Below are 24,518 nucleotides of genomic sequence, written 5' to 3' on the forward strand. Positions count from 1 at the left end.
ATCAATCTCCATTTTCGACAACGATCGCGTCGCCGATCGCGATCCGTCCGCCGCTCAGCACCCGCCCCAGCGCGCCGCCGCGCCAGTCGGGCGTCAGCGCCGCCTTCAACCCCGGCAGGATTTCCTCCATGCGGCTGCACGGGTCGCATTCGGTGGTGATTTCGATCACGACATCACCGCCGATCCGCACGCGTGCGCCGGGTCTCTGCGGCAAGTCCAGTCCCTCGACCAACAAGTTCGCGCGGCGTACCCACCAAGGCAGGTCGTGGCCAAGTTCGGCCATCGCCGCCGCCCAATCGCCCGCTTCGATCAGCGAGACCTGACGCTTGCCTTTGCCGCCGGGCTTGACCGCCCCGCGGAAATCGCCCGCAAGACCGGCTTCGACGGTGACATCGACTGCATCGAGGGTCTCGATCGGTCCGCGCGGTCGGGCGTGGCGGGCGATGCCGGTAAGGGTGCCGCTAGTCACTCACCCTCCTCCGTTGGTGTCGAGTAGGCTTCGAGTGCAGTCGAGAAGCCGTATCGAGACATGCCCTCCCTCGATACGCCTTCTCGATACGCGGCTTGCGCCGCTACTCGAACGCTACTCGGGACAAACGGGGATTCCAGCAACGTCCGCTTACCCCAGCTTGGCCATTGCGCCGGCGGTATCGACCATGCGGTTCGAGAAGCCCCATTCATTGTCGTACCAGGTCACGACCCGGACCAGCTTGCCGTCGAGCACGGCGGTCTCCAGGCTGTCCACCGTCGACGATGCCGGCGTGTGGACGATGTCGATCGACACAAGAGGCTCGTCCGAATAGACGAGCACGCCCTTCAGAGGCCCGCTTTCGGCGGCAGCCTTGAGCAGCGAATTGACCTCTTCCTTGGTCGTGTCGCGTTTGGGGGTGAAAGTCAGATCGACGAGGCTGCCGTCCGGCACCGGCACGCGGATCGCGGAGCCGTCGAGCTTGCCCTTCAACTCGGGCAGCACTTCGCCGACCGCGCGGGCGGCGCCGGTGGTGGTCGGGATCATGCTCATCGCCGCCGCACGCGCGCGGCGCAGGTCGGGATGGATCTGGTCGAGGATTTTCTGATCGTTGGTATAGGCGTGGACCGTGGTCATCAGCCCGCGTTCGATCCCGATCGTATCGTTCAGCACCTTGGCGACCGGCGCCAGACAATTGGTGGTGCACGATGCGTTCGAGACGATGGTGTGTCCGGCCTCCAGCTTGTCGTGATTGACGCCGTAAACGACGGTCAGGTCGACGCCTTTTGCCGGAGCCGAGATCAGCACCTTCTTGGCACCGGCGTCGATATGCTTCTGCGCGCCTTCGCGATCGGCGAAGAAGCCGGTGCATTCAAGCACCAGTTCGACGCCGTTTTCGGCGTGCGGAAGCTTGGCGGGATCGCGCTCGGCCGTGACCTTGATTCGCTTGCCGTCGATGATGAGGTCGTTGCCCTCGGCCGAGACTTCGCCCGGATAACGGCCATGCACGCTGTCGCGGCTGAACAGCCAGGCGTTCGACTTGGCGTCCGAGAGATCGTTGATCGTGACGAGTTCCAGCCCGCAATCGGGCCGTTCGAGGATCGCGCGCGCCACCAGTCGACCGATGCGTCCGAACCCGTTGATTGCAATCTTGGTCATCCAAATCCTCCGTTCGTCATCCCGGCGAACGCCGGGATATGGTGCCGCATGACGCGACGCTGATTCTTGCCGCACTAGATGCCAGCTTTCGCTGGCATGACGGTTATCGGCGGATCGCCGCCAACACCTTTGGCGCGATCGCCTCCGCCGTCAGCCCAAAATGCCTGAACAGGTCGGGTGCGGGCGCGGATGCGCCGAAGCCGTCCATGCCGAAGCGCAAGCCCTGCACCATCGTATGGCGTTCCCATCCAAACGTGCTGCCCGCCTCGATCGATACGCGCAGGATCTGCGACGGATCGACGGTCGGCAACACATCCTCGCGATAGGCTTCGTCCTGAGCGGCGAACAATTCCCAGCTCGGCATCGAAACGACATCGGCACCGACCCCTTCGGCTTCGAGCTTGTCGGCGACGCCCAACGCGACTTCGACTTCGGAGCCGGTGGCGATCAGGATCACCCGGCGGTCGCCCTTGGCGGCGCGCAACCGATACGCGCCCCTGGCCGACAGATTTTCCGATTCTTCCAGACGCATTTGCGGCAGGTTCTGACGCGTCAGCGCGAGCACCGACGGGCCGTCCTTCTTGGCCAACGCCAGCGCCCAGCATTCCGCCGTCTCGACCGCATCGGCGGGACGGAACACCTGAAGATTGGGGATCATGCGAAGCGACATGACATGCTCGACCGGCTGGTGCGTCGGACCGTCCTCGCCCAGCCCGATCGAATCATGCGTCATCACGTAGATGACCCGCGTCTGCTGCAACGCCGACAAGCGGATCGCCGGGCGGCAATAATCGCTGAACACCAGGAAGGTGCCGCCATAGGGGATGACCCCGCCGTGCAGCGCCATGCCGTTCATCGCCGCGGCCATGCCGAATTCGCGAATGCCGTAATAGACATAGCGCCCGGCATAATCGTCGCGGGTGAAGGCCGACTGGTCCTTGGTCTTGGTGTTGTTCGAGCCCGTCAGGTCGGCGGAGCCGCCAATGGTTTCGGGCAGCGCCGCGTTGATCGCACCGAGCGCGATTTCGGACGCCTTGCGCGTGGCGATCTTCTGAGGATTGGCGAGCAGCGAGGCGATGTGCGCGGACAGGCCGTCATCGTCGAAGTCTCCCGCCATGCGACGTTCGAAATCGCTGGCTTGCGAATGGCGTGCGAGCCGGTCCTTCCACGCCGCATGATCCTCAGCCCCGCGCTTGCCTGCCTTTGCCCAGGCGTCGGCGATGTCGGCGGGCACGTCGAATGCCGCATGACTCCAGCCCAGCGTCTCGCGCGCCGCCGCGACTTCCTCGGCACCCAGCGCCGCGCCGTGGGTGGCCGACGTGCCCTGCTTGTTGGGCGCGCCCTTGCCGATCACCGTCTTGCAGCGGACCAGCGACGGACGCGGATCGTTCGCCGCCGTTTCCAGCGCCTTGGCAATCGATTCGAAATCATGGCCATCGCATGTCGTGACGTGCCACCCGCTGGCGGCATAGCGCGCGGGGATATCCTCGCAGGTCGAAAGATCGGTCGAGCCGTCGATGGTGATGCGGTTATCGTCCCACAGCACATTCAGACGCCCGAGCCGCAGCTGCCCGGCCAGTCCGATGGCTTCGTGATTGACGCCTTCCATCAGGCACCCGTCGCCGGCGATCACCCAGGTCTTGTGATCGACCAGATCGTCGCCGAACACCGCGTTCAGATGCCGCTCGGCCATTGCCATGCCGACGGCCATCGCCAGCCCCTGGCCCAGCGGGCCGGTGGTGCATTCGACGCCGGGCAACTCGAAATTCTCGGGGTGGCCCGCGCACGGGCTGCCGAGTTTGCGGAAATTGCGGATGTCGTCGATCGTCGGGCGCGCATAGCCGCTCAGGTGGAGCAGGCTGTAGATCAGCATCGAGCCGTGTCCGGCCGACAGCACGAAACGGTCTCGATCGGCCCAATGCGGGTCAGCGGCGTCGTATTTCAGGAACTGTGTCCACAGCACGGTCGCGACATCGGCCATGCCCATCGGCATACCGGGGTGCCCCGAATTGGCGGCCTCCACCGCGTCCATCGACAACGCGCGGATGGCGTTGGCGAGATCGGATTGGGTAACGGCCATGTGTCTCCCCGCAGGTGGCGCGGGAAACCCCGACGGGTCGTCGGCGGCCTGGCCCGCGAATCGCTGGTGGGGAGCCTTTGGGGCGACGACCGGCCTTCGTCAACCGGCGAGCCGTGCTTGCCGAGCCGGACCGCGCGGCCTATCCCTCGGCAGCTATGGATGACCTGGCCAAACCCGCCCTCAATCGCATCGACGCCGCCATCGCGCGGATCGAACGCGCCGCCGCCGCCGCCCGCTCGAATCACGACGCGCTGTCGCGCCGCCACGAACAGCTGCGCGGAGAGATTGCCGACGCCATCGCCGCGCTGGATGCGGTGATCGACCGCAGCGAATCGGCGGAGAACGCCTGATGGCCCAGATCACCATCCATGTCGGCGGCCGCGCGCACGTCATCGCCTGTCGCGACGGCGAAGAGGATCATGTCCGCAAGCTGGGCGCGATGCTCGACGCCCACCACGCCAATGCCGACCGCGCATCGGCGGGCCAGTCGGGCGAACGCACGATGATGTTCGTCGCGCTGTTCCTGGCCGATCAGTTGAACGAGGCGAACAAGGCGCTGTCGGCGCTGCCGCCCCCACCGCCCGCCTATCCGGTCGCGCAGCCGATCGCCAAGGCGGAGGAACTGGACCTGGAGCCGGCCAAGCCCAAGGGGATCGATCCCGCAGTGCTGGACGGGATTGCCGAGCGGCTGGAGGCGTTGGCGGAAAAGCTGGAAGGCGGGATTTCCGTTTAACCCACTTCGTCACCCCGGACTTTTTCCGGCGTCCACTAAGCCGAGTGCGCCGCACGCGAACTTCGTGCGTTGAGGTTGCCGCTGGGTGGACCCCGGAACAAGTCCGGGGTGACGAAAGGATTGAGGCTACCCCTCGTCGCCCATTGCCCAACCTTCCCCCGCCCCCTAGATACATCCACGGCGGGCACTGCCCGGTACGAGCTCACGATTATCCCTGAGGCTATCCAACATCCAAGGGGGCTGTCCCTGCGCGGACCCTGGTCCGTCGTACATGGTCCCCACCTGACGTTCTGGGCGTCGGTGGATATTCGAGCAAACGGCCATGGCGGTCCCGCCACCTGAGTTTACGGTTCGGCTGATCCCGAGCGAAGGGGGACCGCGCCCGCCATGACCTTTCCCGACAAGCAGACGATCCGCCGCGAGGCCCGCGCCGCGCGCGCTGCATTCGTCGCGACCAACCCGATCGCCCTGTCGCCGCCCCCTGCCCTCACCGACCGCTTCGCGCCCGGCGTCACGGTCGCCGCCTATCTTCCCATCGGCAGCGAGGCCGATCCGGCGCCGCTGGTCGCCGCCGCGCGCGCGGCAGGCGCGACGCTCGCGCTTGCTCATGTCGAGGCGCGCAGCGCGCCGATGCGCTTCCTCGAATGGCGCGAAGGGGACGCGCTGGTCACCGGCCCGTTCGGGCTGACTCAGCCCGCCGCCGCCGCTCCAGAGGTCGCGCCCGACATCATCTTGACGCCGCTCGTCGCCTATGACCGGACCCTGCACAGGCTGGGTCAGGGGGCGGGCTTTTACGACCGGGCCTTTGCGCGCTATCCCGACGCCTGGCGAGTCGGCATCGCCTGGTCCGCGCAAGAGGTTGCGGCGGTGCCGACCGATCCGTGGGACGTGCCGCTTCAGGCATTGCTCAACGAACATGAATTTCTGGAACGAGGCGACCGATGAGCGAACCCACCTGGCGCAAGCCCGTCGGCGGCATCGCAATCCTGGTGCTCATTACCTTCTGGGTGGTGCTGATCGCGAGTTTTTCGGCGCAGATCGGGGCGCTGCACTGGGCGTTGCAGGCGGTGATCTATCTGGTCGCGGGCGTCATCTGGATCGCGCCCCTGAAGCCGCTCTTGCGCTGGATGGAACTGGGCCGCTGGCTGGCCTGAGCATCGGTCCGCGATTGCCCGCCATCGCGCTTCCTTAAGCGGGTAGCAGGGTGCAACGCATCGCCTGACAACACGGCTTCGACAGGCTCAGCCTGAGCGCGGAATTAGGGGATATCGTTGAGTGCAAATCGCCACCTTCCGTCTGGGGAAAGTGGCGCGAGTGACGGGGCTCGAACCCGCGACCTCCGGCGTGACAGGCCGGCGCTCTAACCAACTGAGCTACACCCGCGTTCTTGCGAGGAGGCGGGCTCTAGGCGACGGTCTTTGGGGTGTCAACAGCCCCGCGACCGATAATTTCAACTTTGTTTCGAAACCCCTATTTCATCGCGCGGGCGGTCATGGATCAAGGTGCCATGTTCGAACAGGAAACCGGCGATATCCGGCTTTCCCGCGGCCTTTAGCACGGTCTGGATGATGATGAGCAGCGGCACCGCGAGCAGTGCGCCCGGCGCGCCCCACACCCATCCCCAGAAGCTAAGCGAGATCAGGATCAGCACCGGGCTGATCGTCAGGCGGTGGCCGACCACCAGTGGGGTGATGACGTTCGCCTCGATCAGGTGCGCACCGGTCATGATCGCGGCGGGCAGAAGCGCGATCCAGATGTCGTCATAAGTCATCAGCCCGCCGAGCGTCAGCAACGCTGCCGCGAAGATTGGCCCGAGATAGGGGATGAAATTGAGCAGGGCGACGATCCCGCCCCACATCAGCGGCGTCGGCATGTCGATCATCCACAGGAACCCGGCGACGGTCAGGCCGAGCATCGAGTTGATGAGCGTGATCGTGCCCAAATAGGCCGAGGTGTCGTCGACCACATCCTGGATCACCCGCGCGGTCGCCATCGCACCACCGAAACTCGCGCGGTTGCTGATCGCCCCGCGCCGCAGCCGGGTCCACCCCGACAGCAGGAAATAGATGAGCAGGATGGCGAAGAACATTTCGATGACCGCTGCCGGGGCAGAGGTGGAGAACAGGTCCGCGACCGATGCCGGCGGCGCGGTCGGTGCGTCCCCGGCAGGTTGGGCGGGCTGCGACGCCAATTCGCCGAGCAACCGGCTCACAAAACGTTCGAGGTTCGAATAAAGGTCGAGCAGCGGGGCGATGTTCGCCTGAATCCGCTCGATCCGGTCGGGCAGGATGCTGATCCACGACCAGGCGGGCACCACGATCGACGCCAGCGCGACGTTGACGATCGTCAGGAACAGCAGGACGCAGAACAACGCCGCCAGCGGCGAAGGGACGCGCCGCCGTTCCAGCCATTCGAGGATCGGGACGAGCGCGATCGCAATGACCATCGCCGCCGTCGTCGGCAGGAAGAAGGATGCGCCGCCCTTCAAGGCGAAGGGCAGGCCCAGGAACAGCCCGATTCCGCCGATCAGCGCGACGCCTGCGAGCAACCGGTCGCGGCGCAGTTCTTCGTGTTGTCCGGCATCGTGCGAACCGGACGACAAAGCGCCCGTATCGGCGATCGCCACGTCGGTTGCCGGTTCCTGAGTTCGCGCCTGTTCGTCCACGTTCGTCGCCTGCTTCAAAACCGTTCCCCCCGTTGGCGCTCCGGCTGAGCGCGGAAAGGCGGAACCCCTGTCCCTCTTTTACCCCTACGCGCATTCCAACGTCGCGCAATCCCGGTTAGCCTGCCTTCGCATGAGCGAGTTCATCCTGGTCATCGACGAAGGCACCACCTCGGCCCGCGCAATGCTGTTCGCGGCGGACGGCGCGTGCATCGCCAGCCGATCCGCCGACCTGACGCAGCATTACCCCCGCCCCGGATGGGTCGAGCATGATGCGTCGGAAATCTGGACCAAGACGCGGGAATGCGCCGCCGCGATGGTGACGCGCGCAGGCGGGGCGGCGCGTATCGCCGCGATCGGCATCACCAACCAGCGCGAGACCGTGGTGTTCTGGGACAAGGCGACCGGCGAACCGCTCGCCCCCGCCATCGTCTGGCAGGACCGGCGCACTGCCGACATCTGTGCCGACCTTCGCGAACGCGGCGAGGAAGCCGCGGTGCAGGCGCGCACCGGATTGCTGCTCGACCCCTATTTTTCCGGCACCAAGATCGGCTGGGCGCTGGGGCACTGGCCGCAATTGAAGGACGCGGGCGACAATCTGGCGATCGGCACGGTCGAAAGCTGGCTGGTGTGGAAACTGACCGCTGGCGAGAATCCCTCCGGCCTTCACGTCACCGACGCCGCCAACGCGTCGCGCACGCTGCTGATGGGGCTGGGCAGCGGCCAGTGGGACGACGGGCTGATCGACCTGTTCGGCGCGCCGCGCGGCAGCCTTGCCGAAATCATCGACTGCGCGGGCGAATTCGGGCGGACGACGCTGTTCGGCGGGTCGGTCCCCATCTGCGGGATGGCCGGCGATCAGCAAGCCGCGACCATCGGTCAGGCGTGCCTGAAGCGCGGCGATGCCAAGGCGACGTTCGGCACCGGCGCGTTCATCCTCGCCAATGCCGGAACCACCCCGCCCCGCTCGAAGCATCGGCTGCTGGCCACGGTCGGCTGGCAGATCGGCGGCAAACGCACCTACGCCATCGAAGGATCGGTGTTCGTCGCGGGCAGCCTGATCCAGTGGCTGCGCGATTCGGTGGGGATGCTCGGCGATGCCGCGGAAAGCGAAGCGCTCGCCCGGTCGGTCGATGACAATGGCGGCGTCTATCTGGTCCCCGCGCTCTCCGGCATCGGCGCGCCCTGGTGGAAGCCCGAAGCGCGCGCGGCGATCAGCGGCCTCAGCTTTTCCAGTACTCGCGCGCACATCGTCCGCGCCGCGCTGGAGGCGATGGCGCATCAGGCGCATGATTTGAAGACCGCTTTCGCGGCCGACGGCGCCGATTGGGCGAGCCTGCGGATCGATGGCGGCATGGTAAGGAACGACTGGATCGCCCAGGACCTCGCCGACATGCTGGCGATCCCCGTCGAGCGCCCCGCCTTTACCGAGACGACCGCGCTGGGCGCGGCGATGCTGGCAGGCGTCGGCTGCGGCTGGTTCGCCGACCTGGAAGCCGCGAGCGCGATGCGCGGTAAGGTGGAGGCGTTCGCGCCCAACATCGCAGACGATGTTCGCAAAACACGCCTCGACGGCTGGCGCGCGGCGGTCCGGTCGGTCGTGGAAAGTGATGTTCGATGATCGCGCCGATTAACCGGGCGTAGAAATTTTCCTGTCAGTGCAATGACTGGCCCCAAATCCTCCGCTTTGCAACGCATGAACGTGACGATCAACGGCAGGCCAGTCGGAGAATGCCGGATCGTGACAGGGCAGACTGGCATGAACGAATTTCAGGTTTCCAACGACACGTCCGCGTTCGAAGTGGCTGCTGTCTTGGGTGAGGACGGCAAACTCACGAGCGATTGCGTCCGACAAGCCCGAATGATGATGGACAATCACGGTTTCGTCATTTTGACTGATCTTTTGACGGATGAGGAAGCGGATGCAGGGCTGGACCTGATCCGCCAGACGATCGACGATCCGGCTCGCAACCGGGGCGCCTTTGCCAGCGAAACGGACAATCGCTACCGGCGGCGCGACTTCTGCTCGCTTCCGTCCACCCCACCTGTCACCAGCTTTGCTGCCGCATTGTGCCAGCGTCTCGAAGGCCTGATCTCGGAATATTGCGGTCGGTCGCGCCCGCTGCTCGAAGTCACGACGCTGACCAGCTATCTCGGCTCGTCGCATCAATATATCCACCGCGATCCGGCAGGCGTGCTCAGCCTGTTTGCTGCCGTGGAGGACGTATCGGAGCAACAGGGCGGGACCGTGTTCGTTCCCGGCACGCACCTCTATGGCGGCGCCGACAGCAAATTTGACGGCAAGGCTCATGCGCTGGTGGAGCTGTTTCGGATACGGTGCAATTACCGCATCTTTCGCCATAACCTGAAAAAGCTGTGGCGCATGCGCAAGGACACGAAGGACACGCTCGCGCCCGGTGAATTCGTCGACCGGGTGTTTTCGAGCAAATGGGATCAGCACCAGCCCAATCTGATGCGCTTCCTGCTGGGGAAAAATTCCCAGTTCAGCATATATATGCTGAGCCCGGCCAAGCTGTGGAGGCTCCATCGCCACCGCGAAGCCCTCAACACGATGTTCTCGTTGGTACAGACGGCGCCGCGAAAGGGCACGATCATGCTCTACCGCAGCGATCTGCTCCATGCCGGACCCGACAACCGATCGCCGCACCCCCGCCGACTGTTCAGCATGAGCATCGCGCGTGACATCGTCGAACCGAAATTCTGGAATGACGGCTATTCGCCGCACCCCACATTGATCGCGCAGCCCCTTTGCCTTGGCGACCTGCTGGATCGCCCCCTCAATTCACCCGCGCCGCCGCCTCGATGATCGGCACGAACTTCTCGCCGGTCAGGCTCGCGCCGCCGACCAGCGCGCCGTCGACATGGTCGATCGCCAGGATGGTCGCGGCGTTCGATCCGTTGACCGATCCGCCATAAAGGATGCGGATGCCGTCGGCGGCGTCGCCGACCATCTGGCGCAGCTTGGCGCGGGCGATGGCGTGGATCGCGGCGATCTCGTCGGGGGTCGGCGTGCGGCCGGTGCCGATCGCCCAGCGCGGTTCATAGGCCAGCGTGAACCAGTCCCCGCTCGCATCGTCGGGCACCGATTTCTCGATCTGCGACTGGACGATGCGTTCGGCGCGGCCCGCATCGCGTTCGGCCTCCGTCTCGCCGACGCACAGGATCACGTTCAGCCCGCCACGATGCGCTGCTGCCGCCTTTGCCCAGGCATCATGGCTGGTTTCGTGCTGGTCGGCGCGGCGTTCGCTGTGACCGACGATGGTCAGCGTCGCGCCCGAATCGACCAGCATCGCGGCGGAAATGCAGCCGGTATGCGCGCCTTCGGCGTTTTCGTGGACATCCTGCGCGCCGATGGCGAGCGATGGTGCGGCATCGGACGCGGGCGCGATCAGCGTGAACGGCACGCACAACGCGACATCGACGGATGGGTTGCCGGCGGCGGCATCGGCGATCGCGCGCACCTCGCCCAGCGATGCGCGCGTGCCGAACATCTTCCAGTTGCCCGCGACCAGCTTGCGGCGTGAAACGGTCATGATCCCCCCGATGGCAAGTTTTTATGTCTATGCCGTCCGCTTAGCCGAAACGGGGCCGTCCGCAACCTTGAAGCGTGCGCCGCAGCCCCCTAAAGCAACGCCCAACACCCTTTCAGTGATCGGACCCAGATGCTCTCCGGAATTCGCAAGGCCATCAATTCCAAGGTCGGCCTTATTATCACCTTCATTGCGCTCGGCGTCATCGCGCTCGCCTTCGCGCTGACCGACATCAACATGATGTCGCCGGGCGGCACCACGACCCAGCCATCGGGTCAGGTCGCGCAGGTGGGCAACGTCGCGATCACCGAACAGAATCTGCAAGACCGGATGCGCAACGCCGTCGATGCGCTGCGCCGCGAAAATCCGACGCTGACGATGGCGCAGTTCATCGAACAGGGCGGTCTGAATCAGGTGCTGGAACAGATGATCAACGGCATCGCGCTCGAACAGTTCGGGCAACAGACGGGCCTCGTCGTCAGCCAGCGCTATGTCGACGGCCAGATTGCAAGCATCCCCGCCTTTCAGGGCTTTGACGGCCAGTTCAACCAGCAGCAGTTCGAACAGGCGCTGGCGCAGCAAGGCATCACGCCCGACATGCTGCGCGAGGATATCCGCCGCGAAACCATCGCCCAGTGGCTGACCGCCCCGACATTGGGCGCGCGTCAGGTGCCAGCCCAGGTCGCGCTCCCCTATGCCTCGCTCCTGCTTGAGCGTCGCGCAGGCACCGTCGCCTTCGTCCAGACCAAGTCGATGGACCCCGGACCCGCCCCGACCGATCAGCAGCTCCAGCAATATTACGCGCAGAACCGCGCGCGCTATACGGTCTCCGAACGTCGGGTCGCGCGCTATGCGACGATCTCGCCCGAAACCGTCGCCGAACGCGCGACGCCGACCGATGCGGAAATCCAGCAACTCTACCAGAAGGAACGCGCCCGCTTCGCCGCCACCGAACAGCGCACCATCCGCCAGGTCGTCGCGCTCGACCGCAACATCGCCAATCAGGTCGCAGAGAAGGTGCGCGGCGGCACCTCGATCGAGGCTGCGGCCTCCGGCGCGGGTCTGTCGGCGACCACCGTCAGCGACGTCAACCGCACCGCCTATGCCGGCCAGACCAACGCCGCCGTTGCAGAAGCCGCGTTCGGCGCGGCGCAGGGCGCGGTCGTCGGCCCGGTTCAGGGTTCGGGCAGCTTCTTCGTGCTGCAAGTCACCGGCGTCGAACAGATTGCCGGACGCAGTCTGGAACAGGTGCGCGGCGAACTGGTCGAGACGCTGACCGCGCAAAAAACCTCGCATGCGCTTGCCGAGCTTCAGGACCGCATCGACGATGCGATCAACGACGGATCGACCTTCGACGAAACCGTGGCCCAGCTCGGGCTCCAGGGTCAGCGCACACCGCCGTTGTTCGTCAACGGCCGCACGCTTGGCCAGGCCGCCGATGCCGAGGTATCGCCGCTCCTGCGCGCGGTTGCCGAAGCGGTGTTCGGCTTCGAGGAAGGCGACCAGCCGCAAATGGTGCCCGCCGGTCAGTCGGGTGCCTTCGCGCTCGTCGCACTTGAGGGCATCCAGCGCGCCGCGCCTCGTCCGCTGGCCGAAATCCGCGACGGCGTCGCGGGCGATTACCGCATCGACAATGCCAAGCGTCAGGCCCGCGAGCGCGCCGATGCGATCCTGCGCGCGGTGAACGGCGGCACCCCGCTCGCCCAGGCGGCGTCGACCGGCGGCGTCGCCGCACAGGTCCAGTCGCTCAGCGCACGGCGCGGCGAACTCGGTCAGGCTCAGGGCAACGTCCCCTTGCAGACGCTGTTCAGCCTGCGTCAGGGCGCATCGCGTGTGGTTGAGGCACCGGGCAATGCCGGGTTCTTCATCGTCCGGCTGAACGAAGTCGAACCGGGCAATGCGCGCGGCAATGCCGAACTGCTCAACGGCACCCGCGACGCGCTCGGCCAGATCGTCGGCCAGGAATATGCCCAGCAGTTCGCCCAGGCCGTGCGCCGCCGCGTCGGCACCACCCGCAACGAGGCGAGCGTGCAGAATCTGCGCAACACGCTGACCGGCAATATCGCGAACTGATCGGGGCATGAGCGGCGCGGCAGAGGGTCTGGCGGCCGCACGCGCCGCCCGTGACGCGGGGCGCCCTGCGCTGTTATGGCGGCGGCTGATCGCCGACACCGAAACCCCGGTCGCCGCCGCGCTGAAGCTGATCGAGCCGGGACGCGGCGATTTCCTGCTCGAATCGGTCGAAGGCGGCGCGGTGCGTGGGCGCCACAGCCTGATCGGCCTTGCCCCCGACCTCGTCTTTCGTGCCGAGGGGCAGAATGCGGCGATCAATCCGCATTGGCTCAGCGACCGCGATGCGTTTGCGCCGTGCGCGCAACCGACGCTGGCGGCTCTGCGCAATCTGGTCGCGCGGTGCCGGATGGACGTGCCCGATGCGCTTCCGCGCGCGCTAGCCTGTCTGGTCGGCTATTTCGGTTACGAAACGGTCGGACTGGTCGAGCAGCTGCCGCGCCCGCCCGCCAATCCGCTCGGTCTGCCCGACATGATCTTCGTGCGGCCGACGATCCTGCTGGTGTTCGACCGGCTGGCCGATGCGCTGTTCGTCATCGCACCGGTTTGGCCCGACGGGTCAATCGAGGACGCGGTCGAACGCATCGACGCCACGGTCGCGCGGCTGGCGAACGCCGCCCTGCCCGCGCCCGCGCGCGCCGAGGCAGCCGACATCGTGCCCGAACCACAGCTGCCGACGGGCCGCTATGCCGACATGGTCGCGGCGGCCAAGGACTATATCGCGGCGGGCGACATCTTTCAGGTGGTGCTCGCCCAGCGCTTCACCGCGCCGTTCGCGCTGCCGCCGTTCGAACTGTATCGCGCGCTGCGGCGGATCAACCCCTCGCCGTTCCTCTATCATCTCGACCTGCCCGGTTTCGCGCTGACCGGATCGAGCCCCGAAATCCTCGTGCGTGCGCGCGACAGAGAAGTCACCATCCGCCCGATCGCAGGTACCCGCCCGCGCGGACGCACCGCGCAGGAGGACGAGGCCAACCGCACAAGCCTGCTCGCCGATCCCAAGGAACGCGCCGAACATCTGATGCTGCTCGATCTTGGCCGCAACGATGTCGGGCGGGTGGCGACGCAGGGCAGCGTGCGCGTCACCGACAGCTATACGGTCGAACTCTACAGCCACGTCATGCACATCGTGTCGAACGTGGTCGGCGAATTGTCTCCCGACAAGGATGCGCTCGACGCGCTGTTCGCGGGCTTCCCGGCAGGCACCGTCTCTGGCGCGCCCAAGGTTCGCGCGTGCCAGATCATCGCCGAACTCGAACCGGAGACGCGCGGCGCCTATGCGGGCGGCGTCGGCTATTTCTCGCCCGACGGGTCGATGGATTCGTGCATCGTGCTGCGCACCGCCGTGGTGAAGGACGGGGTCATGCATGTGCAGGCAGGCGCGGGCATCGTCGCCGACAGCGACCCGGCGTACGAACAGCGCGAATGCGAGGCCAAAGCGGGCGCCCTGTTCGCGGCAGCGCGGGAGGCCATCGCGCGGGCATCGGAGCCGCAATACGGTCAGTGATTATTGTAAGCGCGTCACCTCCATCACACCCTCGTCATTGCGAGCGCAGCGAAGCAATCCAGAGCAACAAGTGCCCCGACTGGATTGCTTCGCTGCCCTCGCAATGACGGGATAAGTCGATATCTGGCCGCTATTTTTAGGGGATAGCCGCATCCCGTCGCTTCTGGGCGGCTTTCTCCGCCGTCCAGTTGCGCAGCATCTGCATCGTGCATCCGGTCTGCCCGCCCGATCCGATCGGCGAACAGCTGTTGGGCAGTCCGGCGCGGTTGAATTCCATGATCTGGTCGGCATGCATCGCCCAGCTGGTGGCGTCGGGCCGCTCGACCGACTGGCGAAGCTCGCTCGGGATGCGATAAGGGGAATCGTCACCTTGCGCGCAGACCACCACTTCGCCTTCCTCGGTGGGCTTGGGACATTGCTGGTCGCCATAGAGCACCACGCTGCGCACCCGTTCGGGCGGTCCGTCCTGCGCCGCATCCTTTGCGAACGCCGCACCCGGCAGCAGCAGCGCGGCAACGAGTGCATAGCGAAACATGGCAATCCCCAATAACTACCGGCCCACCAAAGGCGTGGGCGCAAGCACCTTAGCCCGACATGAACGCCTAAACATCTCCTATCGTTGCGCGCTCGGCAATCCGCGCTATGGCGGGCGGATCATGATCCTCGTCATCGACAATTACGACAGCTTCACCTGGAACCTGGTCCATTATCTCATGGAGCTGGGCGCGGACGTGCGCGTCGAACGCAACGATGCGATGACCGCAGGAGAGGCGCTGGACAGCGGGGCGCAGGCGATCCTGATCTCCCCCGGCCCCTGCACCCCCAACGAAGCGGGCATTTCGCTGGAACTGGTCGCGGCCTGTGCCGATGCGCGGATGCCGCTGTTGGGGGTATGCCTGGGGCATCAGGCGATCGGCCAGCATTTCGGCGGGCGCGTGGTGCGCGGCGGGCTGATGCACGGCAAGACCTGTCCGGTGACGCATGACGGGACGGGCCTGTTCGCCGGGCTCCCCTCGCCCTTCACCGCCACCCGTTACCACTCGCTGGTGGTCGAGGATGTGCCCGATTGCCTGATCATCAACGCCAGCTCGGACGACGCAAAGATCATGGGCTTCCGCCACCGCGACCTGCCGATCCACGGCGTCCAGTTCCACCCCGAAAGCATCGCGACCGAGCATGGCCATGCGATGCTGGCCAATTTCATGCGCGATGCCGGAGTAACGGTACGGAAGTTGGCGCAATGAAGTCGCCCATAACGAGCCGTTCGTCTCGAGCGAAGTCGAGAAACGCTCGCGCGCGCCAGGTTCACGTTTCTCGACTTCGAGCCTCTGGCTCGAAGTTTATCCTGAGCGCCTGCCTTGGCAGGCAGTCGAAGGGCTCGAAACGAACGGATTTAGGATGACTAACCTGTCCTCCCTTCCCGATCCGGCCACGCCGCTCAGCCACGAAAGCGCGCGCGAAGCCTTCGCCGCGATCCTCGACGGCACCGTATCGGACGACGCCATCGCCGCGTTCCTTATCGCGCTGACCGAACGCGGCGAGACCAGCATCGAGATCGCCGAGGCCGCGCGCTGCCTTCGCGAGCGGATGATTACCGTCCGCGCGCCCGCCAATGCGATCGACGTGTGCGGCACCGGCGGCGACGGACATCACACGCTGAACGTGTCCACCGCGGTCGCGATCGTCGTCGCGGCGTGCGGCATCCCCGTCGCCAAGCACGGCAACCGCGCCGCCTCGTCCAAGGCGGGCGCCGCCGATACGCTCGAAGCGCTGGGCCTGAACCTCGACCGCGCCGCCGAGACGGCAGAGGCGACGCTGAACGAGATCGGCATCGCCTTTCTTTTCGCCGCCAACCACCATCCGGCGATGCGCCGCATCACGCCCATTCGGAAAGCGATTGGGCGGCGCACGATCTTCAACCTGATGGGTCCGCTCGCCAATCCGGCGCGCGTCGGTCGCCAGCTGATCGGCATAGCGCGGCCCGACTATGCGCCCGTCTATGCCCAGGCGCTCGGCCTGCTCGGCACCGAAGCGGCGCTGGTCGTGTCGGGCGAGGACAATCTCGACGAACTCTCCACCGCCGGCCCCAGCGTCGCGGTCAGCGTCGGCAGCCTGAAGATGCCGCCGCGCCTCGCGCCCGAAGATGCGGGCTTGCCCCGCCACCCGCTGTCCGCGATTCGCGGTGGCGAGGCCCCCGAAAATGCCGAAGCGCTGAGGCGTCTGCTGTTGGGGGAAGTCGGCCCGTATCGCGACGCCGTCCTCCTCAACGCCGCCGCCGCGCTGATGGTCGCGGGCCGTGCCGACACGCTGGTCGATGGCGTGGAAGAAGCACGCGAGGCACTCGACAATGGTCTTGCCAAGGCGCTGCTCGATTGCTGGATCGCATACCAATGACGATGCTCGACCGGATCCTCGCGACCAAGCGCAAAGAGGTTGCGGCGGGCAAGGCCGCGCGCAGCCTGTCGGACCTCCAGGCGCTTGCCGGCGAACAGACCCCGCCGCGCGGGTTCAAAGCCGCACTCGATGCGAAAGCGCGCGACCGCTACGCCCTGATCGCCGAGATCAAGAAGGCCAGCCCGTCCAAAGGCCTGATCCGCGCCGATTTCGACCCGCCCGCCCATGCCCGCGCCTATGCGGCGGGGGGTGCCACCTGCCTCTCGGTCCTCACCGACCGCGATTATTTTCAGGGTTCACCCGATTATCTGATCGCCTCCCGCGCCGCCTGTTCGCTGCCTGTGCTCCGCAAGGATTTCATGATCGACCCTTGGCAGGTGCTGGAGGCGCGCGCGATGGGCGCCGACGCCATCCTCATCATCGTCGCCGCGCTCGAAGACGCGCAGATGGCCGAAATCGAGGACGCCGCGCTAGGCCTCGGCATGGACGTGCTGATCGAGGTGCACGGCCCCGGAGAGATGGAGCGCGCCAGCACGCTCCGGTCCAAGCTGATCGGCGTCAACAACCGCAATTTGAAGACGTTCGAGGTCGAGTTCCAGAAAACCCTAGACCTCGTCGCCAGTGCACCCAAAGACTGTACCTTCGTCGCCGAAAGCGGCATCCAGACCCGCGCCGATCTCGACGCGCTGGCCAAACACGACATCCGCTGCTTCCTGATCGGCGAGGCGCTGATGCGGCGGGACGATGTGGAAGCCGCGACGCGCGCGCTGGTAGGCTGAGTGACCCTGTAAACCGCGCTCACCCTGAGCTTGTCGAAGGGTCTTGGTCGATCGGTTGCGTGGCACCCTTCGACAAGCTCAGGGTGAGCGCGGTAAGGAATAGCCCATGCCCAACCTAACCCACCTCACCCCCGACGGCAGCGCGCACATGGTCGATGTCGGCGCCAAGCCCGCAACGCTGCGCGAAGCCACCGCCACCGGCCGCATCGCCATGACCGCCGAAGCCGCCACCGCGATCCGCCAGGCGACGCTCAAGAAAGGCGACGCGCTCGCCGTCGCCCGCATCGCCGGGATCATGGCCGCGAAGAAGACCAGCGACCTCATCCCGCTCTGCCACCCGATCCCCCTCACCAGCGTCACGATCGAACTGACCCCCGACGACACCGGCGTCACCGCAACCGCGACGGTGCGCACCACCGACCGCACCGGCGTCGAAATGGAAGCGCTGACCGCCGTCACCACCGCGCTGCTGACGGTATACGACATGACCAAGGCCATCGACCGCGGCATGACAATCGAGGGCGTGCGTTTGCTTACGAAAAGCGGCGGCAAGTCGGGCGATTGGGTGGCGGAGCCGCAATGACTGCTAACGACCCCTAAGCAGACCCTAGCTCAACCTTCTGATCGGCCATTCGGGGCACGATCCATCCTAGTATCACCGGTACCAAGCTGATGATTGAGCCGCCGATGTTGAAAGTTACATGGTCCGAAAGATGCCACGTTGGCCCTATAGCAAACTGGACGATCATAAAAAGCAGCCATGCACTGGATAGATTCGCATCGCGAAGGCGATGATACGTCATTATCGTCAGGGCAATCGAAGCAGAGACCGCGACGAGAAAAATAAGCCACGCGGGAATGCCGATTTTCACCGACAATAACGCTACGCAAGTGATTGCCTCAAGCACTGCCGAACCAACCCGGTAGCGCGACCTCTCTCCGTAGCGTGTCATATTAATCGGCATCAATGACAGCCTAAGATATGATCCGTCCGCTTACCACCCAAAAGCGGACGGGGTGCTAATCCGGGCCGATGATGCTACCCGGCATCATCATGCCGACCTCAGCCATCATATCGCCTATCTTTCCGCCGCCTGCTTCGAAATCGCCCTGCTGGATAGCGCCGACCTTTAACCGGTGTTTTCCGACTGGAGGCACCCGTCCATGAGCGCTCCCACCCTCCTCCCCGTTCGCGAGGCGCAGGATCGCCTGCTCGCGCTCGCGCCCTCGATCGCCACCGAGCATGTCACGCTGAACGCGGCCGCCAATCGCTGGGCGGCGATCGATGTGATGGCGCTTCGCACCCAGCCTGCTGCCGATCTGTCGGCGATGGATGGCTATGCGGTTCGCTTCGACGACCTGCCTGGACCGCTCGCGGTGATCGGCGAAAGCGCCGCCGGGCGGCCCTTCGCAGGAAAAGTCGATGCCGGGCAGGCCGTCCGAATCTTCACCGGCGCAGCCCTGCCCGAGGGAGCCGACACCGTGCTGATCCAGGAGGACGCGCGCCGCGACGCCGACACGATCACGCTGACCGGCGACGGCCCCGCCGCGCGCGGCGCGCATGTCCGCGAGCGCGGGCGCGACTTCCGCCAGGACGAACGGCTGATCCATGCCGGCGATCACCTCACCCCGTCGCGGATCGCACTCGCCGCGATGGCGGGTCACGGCACCGTTCCCGTCCACCGCCCGATCCGCGTCGCGATCGCCGCGACCGGCGACGAACTCGTGCCGCCGGGCGTGCCGCTGGCCGACGGGCAGCTTCCCGAAAGCAACACCGCGCTGCTCGTCGCGATGCTTGCCAATTTGCCCGCAGAGGCGATCCAGATGGGCATCCTCCCCGACGATCGCGCGATCCTGTCCTCCACCTTCGCTCAGGTCGATGCCGACATCCTGGTCACCACCGGCGGCGCATCGGTCGGCGACCACGACCTCGTCCGCCCCGCGCTTGAGGACATCGGCGCAAAGCCCGATTTCTGGCGGGTAGCGATGCGCCCCGGCAAGCCGATGATGGCCGCGCGCGTGCGCGAAACCGTGGTGCTGGGCCTCCCCGGCAATCCGGTGTCCGCCTTCGTCACCGCAACGCTGTTCCTCGCGCCGCTCGTCCGCCACATGTCGGGGGCCGCCGATCCCTGGCCGCGCACGGTCAAGGCGACGCTGGCCGACGCGATCGGCCCGACGGGCACGCGCGCCGACCATCTGCGCGCGCATCTGAAGGACGGGGTGGCGACACCGCTCGACCAGCAGGATTCGTCGATGCTACGCGCGCTTTCGCATGCCAATTGCCTGATCGTGCGTCAGGCGAACGCGCCGGGGGCCGAAACGGGCGAAACCGTGGAAGTCATACGCATCGCTTGACTTGGGCGCACGCGTTGCCCATAAGTTCCGCGTCTGTTCCGACGGAGGGCTTTGGGCATGCTGACCCGCAAGCAACACGAACTCATCTGCTTCATTTCCGACCGATTGAACGAAACCGGCGTGTCTCCCTCGTTCGAGGAGATGAAGGAGGCGCTCGACCTCAAATCGAAATCGGGCGTTCACCGCCTGATTTCCGCGCTTGAGGAACGCAAGTTCCTGCGCCGCCTGCCCAACCGCGCCCGCGCGCTGGAAGTGCTGCGCATGCCCGAGCGTGCCGAGGCCAAGAAATCGCCCAAGGAACGCACCGCCGTCGCCCGCAGCGTGCCGACGCCCGCCAACGACGTGATCGAGGTGCCTTTGCACGGCCGCATCGCCGCCGGCGTCCCGATCGAGGCGCTGGAGGGCTCGCAGATGCTCCCCGTCCCCGCCGCGCTGCTCGGCTCTGGCGATCATTATGCGCTCGAAGTCGCAGGCGATTCGATGGTCGAGGCCGGGATTCTCGACGGCGACTATGCGCTCATTCGCAAGGCCGAGACCGCGCGCGACGGCGACATCATCGTCGCCCTGATCGACGAGAATGAAGCGACCCTCAAATATTTCCGCCGCGAAGGCGCGATGGTCCGCCTCGACCCCGCCAACCGCAGCTATGACCCCCAACGCTACCGCCCCGATCAGGTGCGTGTTCAGGGCAAGCTGGCGGGGTTGCTGCGGCGCTATTGACGGCCGCATCACCGCGGAAGAGATCGCAAATAACAACCTTCGATAAAGGCGAAGCTGGCTCGCTTTATCCCGCTTCGTCATTGCGAGCGTAGCGAAGCAATCCAGTGACGCGCGTGCCAACACTGGATTGCTTCGCTACGCTCGCAATGACGACATCGGTGTGATGGGTGGCGCGGGTCGATGGCGTGGCGCCCGATCCGTAACCGACCCTCCATCCACCTTGCCAACTTCGGTTGCGTGCCAGAACGCGGGGGCGAGTTCGTCGTGAACGTCTTGGGAACTGCGAAATCAGGTTGAGCATATCGCGGGATACCCTAACCAATGACGGCCCGTTCCTGGGCAGCGACAGTCTGAGCGTCCGTTACTCTGAACCGCCGTTATCCGAAGTTCGATCGTCGCTTCTTGGCTGAGATTCCGCCGACCCCCCGCCGCTCCCGCCACGGCGGCGCGACCTTGGGCGGGTTCAGCCAAGGATGATCGGTCCCCCGCCGCACCGTCGTCACCCGCGGTCCGGCAAAGCTGATCGCGACCCCGCCGGTCTCGCGCAGCGTCCAGCGATCGAGTTTCAGCCAGCGGGGATTGCACGTCCTCGGCAACCGCCGTTCGCTCACCACGATGTCGGCTTCCCGACACACCCGCGCCATGTCGGCAATATCGAGGTGATAGCTGCTGCGCGTCGCCGCGATCCGCCACACCCGGTCGCCGCGCCGGTAATCTGCGATACAGATATCGGGCGAACACGCAGCCCCCGGCAAGGCCGACAGCGCTCCCAATTCCCCATCCCACCCCGCATTCTCGCCCAGCGTCGACCGCACATAATCGCCCGCCCGGTCGCGCAGCAGCGCCATGCCGCCCTCGGGCGACCGCAACGCCAGATGCCGCCCGTCGCCCGTCACAAGCAGATCGGGCTCAGGCGTCGCCAGAGTCCAGATCGCGCCGACAAGGACCGGCACCACCCCCCATTTGCGATGCGCGCCTTTCCACAACGCGATCCACAATCCGCCCGCGACCATGATCGCATAGGCCTCGGCGGGCATGCCGGGGATCAGTGCGATCGACCCTGGCGTGTTGGCGGTGGTGTGGGCGATCCAGATCAGGAAATCGAGGTTGACCCCGACCAGCCACCACAAAGGCGCGCCCAGCCCCGCCACGTCCAGCAGCAACGCCAGCGCCTCCAGCGGCATGATGACGAAGGTCGTCAGCGGGATCGCGACCAGATTGGCGATCACGCCGTAGATCCCGGCCTTGTGGAAATGATACATCGCGATCGGCGTCAGCACGATTTCCACCGCCAGGCTGGTCAGGAACAACGCCAGCAAACCGCGCCCGATCTTGCGCACCCAGTCTTCGTCGCGCCGCATCACCAGCGCGCGCATTCGGGGATGTTCGTTGAGCGCAATGATCGCGGTGACGGCCGCAAAGCTCATCTGGAAACTGGGGCCGAGCAGGCTTTCGGGCCACATCAGCAGCACGACGAACGCACCCGTCGCGACCAGCCTCAGCGTCAGCGCCTCGCGCCCGATGACGAGCGCGGTCAGCACCAGCAACGCGGCGATGCAGGACCGCACGGTCGGCACTTCCGCCCCCGTCAGCCAGGTATAGCCGACCGCCGCCACAGCCCCCGCGCCCGCCGCCAGCACCGGCAACCGAAATCGCAAGGCCAGCCCCGGAAACAGCGCCAGCAGGCGCAGCGTCACCACCATCGCCGCGCCGACCACCGCCGTCACATGCAGCCCGCTGATCGACAACAGATGCGCGAGGCCGGAACGCCGCATCGCCTCGGCATCCTCCTCGCTGATCGCGCCGCGGTCGCCGGTCGCCAGCGTCGCCGCGATCGCGCCTGCCGATCCGCCAACCCGTTCGCGCACATGCGCCGACAGACGCGCTCGCATCGTGCCCCCGTGCTGGTCGGCGGGGCTCAGCACCTCGATCTCTCCAAATGCGCGACCGGTTGCGCCCAGCCCGTCGAACCAGGCCACCCGCTCGAAATCATAGGCGCCGGGGACGGCAGGCGGCGCGGGCGCCATCAACCGCGCGCTCAGCCGCAGCACCGCGCCGCTGGCGATGCCGTCGACCATCGCCCCCTCGGCCACATTGACGCGCACCGTCGGCGGCAGATCGGGCGCATCGATCGGCGCGATCCGCAACCGGACCATCGCCCTCGCGGGCAACGCCTCCACCCGTTCGACCGTGCCGGTGAAATTCGCCACCACCGGGCGCGCCAGCACCGGTTCCGCGACCCGTTCGGCGCGAAACCAGATCAGCGCGCACCCGAACGCCAGCGCCAGTGCGCCGACGCCCAGCGCCCGCATCGCGCGCCCGCCGCGCGGCAGCATCAGCGCTCCGACGCCCAGCGCACATCCGATCAGGATCACCGCGCTCCACGCTGCGGCATGCGGCAATGCGAACCATAGGACCACACCGGTGCCGGTCATCACCGGCAGCCACAGGATCAGTTGATCCCGTTCGACCTCCAGCCAGCGTTCGACGCGTGCGTTCAGACGCTCGGCCCGCCCCCGCAACCCGATTTGAAGCCCCCGTTGCCCCGTGCTAGGGGCCTGACCGGCAGTCCTTGCCATCAATTGCAAATCCTGGGAGCAAAGCCGCTTGGGCGCAACCGATACCGCCGCCGACACCGCCACCGACCCTGGCGTCGTCACCCGTTTCGCGCCCTCGCCGACCGGTTTTCTGCACATCGGCGGCGCACGCACCGCACTGTTCAACTGGCTCTACGCGCGCCATCACGGCGGCAAGTTCCTGCTCAGGATCGAGGATACCGATCGCGCCCGGTCGACCCAGCCCGCCATCGACGCGATCCTCGACGGGATGCGCTGGCTCGGCCTCGACTGGGACGATGACGCGGTGTTCCAGTTCGCGCGGGCCGATCGCCATGCCGAGGTTGTCGCGGAATTGCTCGCGCGCGGCCATGCTTATCGCTGCTATCTCACCTCCGAAGAACTCGCCGACATGCGCAGCACGGCGCAGGCCGAAAAGCGCCCCTTCCGCGTCGAAAGCCCGTGGCGCGACGCCGACCCGGCAACCGCGCCCGACTTGCCGAGCGTCGTCCGCCTGAAGGCGAACCGCGACGGCGCGACCACCATTGCCGACCGGGTTCAGGGCGACGTCACCGTCCAGAATGCCGAGATCGACGATTTCGTGCTGCTGCGCTCCGATGGCACCCCCACCTATATGCTCGCGGTGGTGGTCGACGATCACGATATGGGCGTGACCCACATCATCCGCGGCGACGATCATCTGAACAACGCGTTCCGACAGCTTGGCATCATCCGCGCGATGGGCTGGCTGGTCCCGACCTATGCCCATGTCCCGCTGATCCACGGCAGCGACGGCGCGAAATTGTCGAAGCGTCACGGCGCGCTGGGGGTCGAGGCGTATCGCGACGAAATGGGCGTGCTGCCTGAAGCGCTGAACAATTACCTGCTGCGGCTGGGCTGGGGGCATGGCGACGAGGAATTCGTGCCCCGCGACCGCGCCGTCGAGCTGTTCGATCTGTCGGGCGTCGGGAAATCACCAAGCCGGTTCGATTTCAAGAAGCTCGAAAACCTAAACGGTCACTACATCCGTGAAGCCGACGACGCGCATCTGGCCGCACTCGTCTCCGCCCGGCTCGATTTCGAACCCAGCGAATCGCAAATGGATTTGCTGCGCCGCGCCATGCCCGAACTGAAACCGCGCGCCGCCAATCTGAACGAACTCGCCGACGGGTCGCGTTTTCTTTTTCACGCACGCCCGCTTGAAATGGACGCCGACGCGGCAAAACTAATGGAGGGGAACGCCCCCGCCCTGCTCGCTGCGCTGCACAGCAAACTTGACGCGCTGGACAGGTGGGATACGGAGGCACTCGAAACGGCGGTACGCGAGGTTGCGGAGCGCGAGGCGGTCAAATTGGGGGCAGTGGCACAGCCGCTGCGCGCCGCGCTGACCGGTCGCAAAACCTCACCCGGCATTTTCGACGTTCTGGTCCTCTTGGGCCGCGACGAAAGCCTGGGGCGTATCGCCGACCAGATGGCCGTCTGAAC

Annotated in this window: 22 protein-coding genes and 1 tRNA gene; 15 read left to right on the forward strand and 8 right to left on the reverse strand. The window is 66.2% G+C overall.

Annotation, left to right across the window (positions count from 1 at the left end; genetic code table 11):
* Position 1 precedes the first annotated feature (1 nt).
* The 3 genes from ACX0GZ_RS01190 to tkt all read right to left on the reverse strand — a co-directional run bounded on the left by ACX0GZ_RS01190 (position 2) and on the right by tkt (position 3,707).
* A complete protein-coding gene (locus ACX0GZ_RS01190; RefSeq protein WP_458812458.1) occupies positions 2–469 on the reverse strand; it encodes an MOSC domain-containing protein in 468 nt (155 codons plus the stop codon).
* A 150-nt stretch (positions 470–619) separates the two neighbouring features.
* A complete protein-coding gene (gene gap, locus ACX0GZ_RS01195; protein ID WP_458812461.1) occupies positions 620–1,627 on the reverse strand; it encodes a type I glyceraldehyde-3-phosphate dehydrogenase in 1,008 nt (335 codons plus the stop codon).
* A gap of 103 nt (positions 1,628–1,730) precedes the next feature.
* Entirely contained in the window at positions 1,731–3,707 is a 1,977-nt protein-coding gene (gene tkt / locus ACX0GZ_RS01200) for a transketolase (protein ID WP_458812464.1), read from the reverse strand.
* A gap of 155 nt (positions 3,708–3,862) precedes the next feature.
* On the opposite strand from tkt, the gene ACX0GZ_RS01205 reads away from it, so the two are divergent.
* The 4 genes from ACX0GZ_RS01205 (at position 3,863) to ACX0GZ_RS01220 (ending at position 5,594) form a co-directional block, all read left to right on the forward strand.
* A complete protein-coding gene (locus ACX0GZ_RS01205; RefSeq protein ID WP_458812467.1) occupies positions 3,863–4,057 on the forward strand; it encodes a hypothetical protein in 195 nt (64 codons plus the stop codon).
* Complete coding sequence (locus ACX0GZ_RS01210; protein ID WP_458812470.1) at positions 4,057–4,440, forward strand: cell division protein ZapA; 384 nt, start codon at positions 4,057–4,059, stop codon at positions 4,438–4,440. The genes ACX0GZ_RS01205 and ACX0GZ_RS01210 overlap by 1 nt, the downstream gene beginning before the upstream one ends.
* A 387-nt stretch (positions 4,441–4,827) precedes the next feature.
* On the forward strand, positions 4,828–5,385 hold the full coding sequence (locus tag ACX0GZ_RS01215; RefSeq protein WP_458812472.1) for a 5-formyltetrahydrofolate cyclo-ligase: 558 nt from the start codon (positions 4,828–4,830) through the stop codon (positions 5,383–5,385).
* Positions 5,382–5,594, forward strand: a complete 213-nt coding sequence (locus tag ACX0GZ_RS01220; protein ID WP_458812475.1) for a DUF2842 domain-containing protein — start codon at positions 5,382–5,384, stop codon at positions 5,592–5,594. The genes ACX0GZ_RS01215 and ACX0GZ_RS01220 overlap by 4 nt, the downstream gene beginning before the upstream one ends.
* A gap of 152 nt (positions 5,595–5,746) precedes the next feature.
* Here the strand turns inward: ACX0GZ_RS01220 and ACX0GZ_RS01225 are convergent.
* Together ACX0GZ_RS01225 and ACX0GZ_RS01230 are read right to left on the reverse strand one after the other, a co-directional pair.
* Positions 5,747–5,823, reverse strand: a tRNA-Asp gene (locus tag ACX0GZ_RS01225).
* A gap of 67 nt (positions 5,824–5,890) precedes the next feature.
* On the reverse strand, positions 5,891–7,060 hold the full coding sequence (locus tag ACX0GZ_RS01230) for an AI-2E family transporter (protein ID WP_458813280.1): 1,170 nt from the start codon (positions 7,058–7,060) through the stop codon (positions 5,891–5,893).
* 175 nt (positions 7,061–7,235) lie between these two features.
* Here ACX0GZ_RS01230 and ACX0GZ_RS01235 point away from each other — a divergent pair, with 175 nt between their 5' ends.
* Together ACX0GZ_RS01235 and ACX0GZ_RS01240 are read left to right on the forward strand one after the other, a co-directional pair.
* Positions 7,236–8,723: an FGGY family carbohydrate kinase gene (locus ACX0GZ_RS01235; RefSeq protein ID WP_458812478.1), complete on the forward strand. Its 1,488-nt coding sequence runs from the start codon at positions 7,236–7,238 to the stop codon at positions 8,721–8,723.
* Positions 8,724–8,861: 138 nt separating this feature from the next.
* Complete coding sequence (locus ACX0GZ_RS01240; protein ID WP_458812480.1) at positions 8,862–9,929, forward strand: phytanoyl-CoA dioxygenase family protein; 1,068 nt, start codon at positions 8,862–8,864, stop codon at positions 9,927–9,929.
* Here the strand turns inward: ACX0GZ_RS01240 and tpiA are convergent.
* Entirely contained in the window at positions 9,901–10,656 is a 756-nt protein-coding gene (gene tpiA / locus ACX0GZ_RS01245; protein WP_458812482.1) for a triose-phosphate isomerase, read from the reverse strand. The genes ACX0GZ_RS01240 and tpiA overlap by 29 nt on opposite strands.
* Before the next feature lie 129 nt (positions 10,657–10,785).
* On the opposite strand from tpiA, the gene ACX0GZ_RS01250 reads away from it, so the two are divergent.
* Entirely contained in the window at positions 10,786–12,726 is a 1,941-nt protein-coding gene (locus ACX0GZ_RS01250) for a peptidylprolyl isomerase (protein ID WP_458812485.1), read from the forward strand.
* Between the two features lie 7 nt (positions 12,727–12,733).
* Complete coding sequence (gene trpE, locus ACX0GZ_RS01255) at positions 12,734–14,230, forward strand: anthranilate synthase component I (RefSeq protein ID WP_458812488.1); 1,497 nt, start codon at positions 12,734–12,736, stop codon at positions 14,228–14,230.
* Positions 14,231–14,366: 136 nt separating this feature from the next.
* Here the strand turns inward: trpE and ACX0GZ_RS01260 are convergent, their stop codons facing one another.
* Complete coding sequence (locus tag ACX0GZ_RS01260) at positions 14,367–14,765, reverse strand: hypothetical protein (RefSeq protein ID WP_458812491.1); 399 nt, start codon at positions 14,763–14,765, stop codon at positions 14,367–14,369.
* Positions 14,766–14,886: 121 nt separating this feature from the next.
* On the opposite strand from ACX0GZ_RS01260, the gene ACX0GZ_RS01265 reads away from it, so the two are divergent.
* The 6 genes from ACX0GZ_RS01265 to lexA all read left to right on the forward strand — a co-directional run bounded on the left by ACX0GZ_RS01265 (position 14,887) and on the right by lexA (position 20,478).
* Positions 14,887–15,474, forward strand: coding sequence for an anthranilate synthase component II (locus tag ACX0GZ_RS01265; protein WP_458812494.1), 588 nt, complete (start codon positions 14,887–14,889; stop codon positions 15,472–15,474).
* A gap of 154 nt (positions 15,475–15,628) precedes the next feature.
* Positions 15,629–16,624, forward strand: a complete 996-nt coding sequence (gene trpD, locus ACX0GZ_RS01270) for an anthranilate phosphoribosyltransferase (protein ID WP_458812497.1) — start codon at positions 15,629–15,631, stop codon at positions 16,622–16,624.
* On the forward strand, positions 16,621–17,403 hold the full coding sequence (trpC, locus tag ACX0GZ_RS01275) for an indole-3-glycerol phosphate synthase TrpC (RefSeq protein ID WP_458812500.1): 783 nt from the start codon (positions 16,621–16,623) through the stop codon (positions 17,401–17,403). Before trpD ends, trpC begins: the two co-directional genes overlap by 4 nt.
* A 106-nt stretch (positions 17,404–17,509) precedes the next feature.
* Entirely contained in the window at positions 17,510–17,986 is a 477-nt protein-coding gene (moaC, locus tag ACX0GZ_RS01280) for a cyclic pyranopterin monophosphate synthase MoaC (RefSeq protein WP_458812503.1), read from the forward strand.
* Positions 17,987–18,567: 581 nt separating this feature from the next.
* A complete protein-coding gene (locus tag ACX0GZ_RS01285) occupies positions 18,568–19,758 on the forward strand; it encodes a molybdopterin molybdotransferase MoeA (protein WP_458812506.1) in 1,191 nt (396 codons plus the stop codon).
* Positions 19,759–19,815: 57 nt separating this feature from the next.
* Positions 19,816–20,478, forward strand: coding sequence for a transcriptional repressor LexA (gene lexA / locus ACX0GZ_RS01290; RefSeq protein ID WP_458812508.1), 663 nt, complete (start codon positions 19,816–19,818; stop codon positions 20,476–20,478).
* 377 nt (positions 20,479–20,855) lie between these two features.
* Here the strand turns inward: lexA and ACX0GZ_RS01295 are convergent, their stop codons facing one another.
* Positions 20,856–23,057, reverse strand: a complete 2,202-nt coding sequence (locus ACX0GZ_RS01295) for a ComEC/Rec2 family competence protein (protein ID WP_458812511.1) — start codon at positions 23,055–23,057, stop codon at positions 20,856–20,858.
* 28 nt (positions 23,058–23,085) lie between these two features.
* On the opposite strand from ACX0GZ_RS01295, the gene gltX reads away from it, so the two are divergent.
* A complete protein-coding gene (gltX, locus tag ACX0GZ_RS01300; protein WP_458812514.1) occupies positions 23,086–24,516 on the forward strand; it encodes a glutamate--tRNA ligase in 1,431 nt (476 codons plus the stop codon).
* Positions 24,517–24,518 lie beyond the last annotated feature (2 nt).

Source organism: Sphingomonas aestuarii (assembly GCF_054457155.1).

What these genes read in the sequence shown, in the direction of transcription:
- tkt (WP_458812464.1), bottom strand. Translation starts at nt 3,707, where the DNA reads ATGGCCGTTACCCAATCCGATCTCGCCAACGCCATCCGCGCGTTGTCG.
- ACX0GZ_RS01295 (WP_458812511.1), bottom strand. Translation starts at nt 23,057, where the DNA reads ATGGCAAGGACTGCCGGTCAGGCCCCTAGCACGGGGCAACGGGGGCTT.
- ACX0GZ_RS01250 (WP_458812485.1), top strand. Translation starts at nt 10,786, where the DNA reads ATGCTCTCCGGAATTCGCAAGGCCATCAATTCCAAGGTCGGCCTTATT.
- ACX0GZ_RS01210 (WP_458812470.1), top strand. Translation starts at nt 4,057, where the DNA reads ATGGCCCAGATCACCATCCATGTCGGCGGCCGCGCGCACGTCATCGCC.
- trpD (WP_458812497.1), top strand. Translation starts at nt 15,629, where the DNA reads ATGACTAACCTGTCCTCCCTTCCCGATCCGGCCACGCCGCTCAGCCAC.
- ACX0GZ_RS01235 (WP_458812478.1), top strand. Translation starts at nt 7,236, where the DNA reads ATGAGCGAGTTCATCCTGGTCATCGACGAAGGCACCACCTCGGCCCGC.
- trpE (WP_458812488.1), top strand. Translation starts at nt 12,734, where the DNA reads ATGAGCGGCGCGGCAGAGGGTCTGGCGGCCGCACGCGCCGCCCGTGAC.
- moaC (WP_458812503.1), top strand. Translation starts at nt 17,510, where the DNA reads ATGCCCAACCTAACCCACCTCACCCCCGACGGCAGCGCGCACATGGTC.
- gap (WP_458812461.1), bottom strand. Translation starts at nt 1,627, where the DNA reads ATGACCAAGATTGCAATCAACGGGTTCGGACGCATCGGTCGACTGGTG.
- ACX0GZ_RS01260 (WP_458812491.1), bottom strand. Translation starts at nt 14,765, where the DNA reads ATGTTTCGCTATGCACTCGTTGCCGCGCTGCTGCTGCCGGGTGCGGCG.
- ACX0GZ_RS01205 (WP_458812467.1), top strand. Translation starts at nt 3,863, where the DNA reads ATGGATGACCTGGCCAAACCCGCCCTCAATCGCATCGACGCCGCCATC.
- tpiA (WP_458812482.1), bottom strand. Translation starts at nt 10,656, where the DNA reads ATGACCGTTTCACGCCGCAAGCTGGTCGCGGGCAACTGGAAGATGTTC.
- ACX0GZ_RS01240 (WP_458812480.1), top strand. Translation starts at nt 8,862, where the DNA reads ATGAACGAATTTCAGGTTTCCAACGACACGTCCGCGTTCGAAGTGGCT.
- ACX0GZ_RS01220 (WP_458812475.1), top strand. Translation starts at nt 5,382, where the DNA reads ATGAGCGAACCCACCTGGCGCAAGCCCGTCGGCGGCATCGCAATCCTG.
- ACX0GZ_RS01265 (WP_458812494.1), top strand. Translation starts at nt 14,887, where the DNA reads ATGATCCTCGTCATCGACAATTACGACAGCTTCACCTGGAACCTGGTC.
- ACX0GZ_RS01285 (WP_458812506.1), top strand. Translation starts at nt 18,568, where the DNA reads ATGAGCGCTCCCACCCTCCTCCCCGTTCGCGAGGCGCAGGATCGCCTG.
- ACX0GZ_RS01215 (WP_458812472.1), top strand. Translation starts at nt 4,828, where the DNA reads ATGACCTTTCCCGACAAGCAGACGATCCGCCGCGAGGCCCGCGCCGCG.
- lexA (WP_458812508.1), top strand. Translation starts at nt 19,816, where the DNA reads ATGCTGACCCGCAAGCAACACGAACTCATCTGCTTCATTTCCGACCGA.
- trpC (WP_458812500.1), top strand. Translation starts at nt 16,621, where the DNA reads ATGACGATGCTCGACCGGATCCTCGCGACCAAGCGCAAAGAGGTTGCG.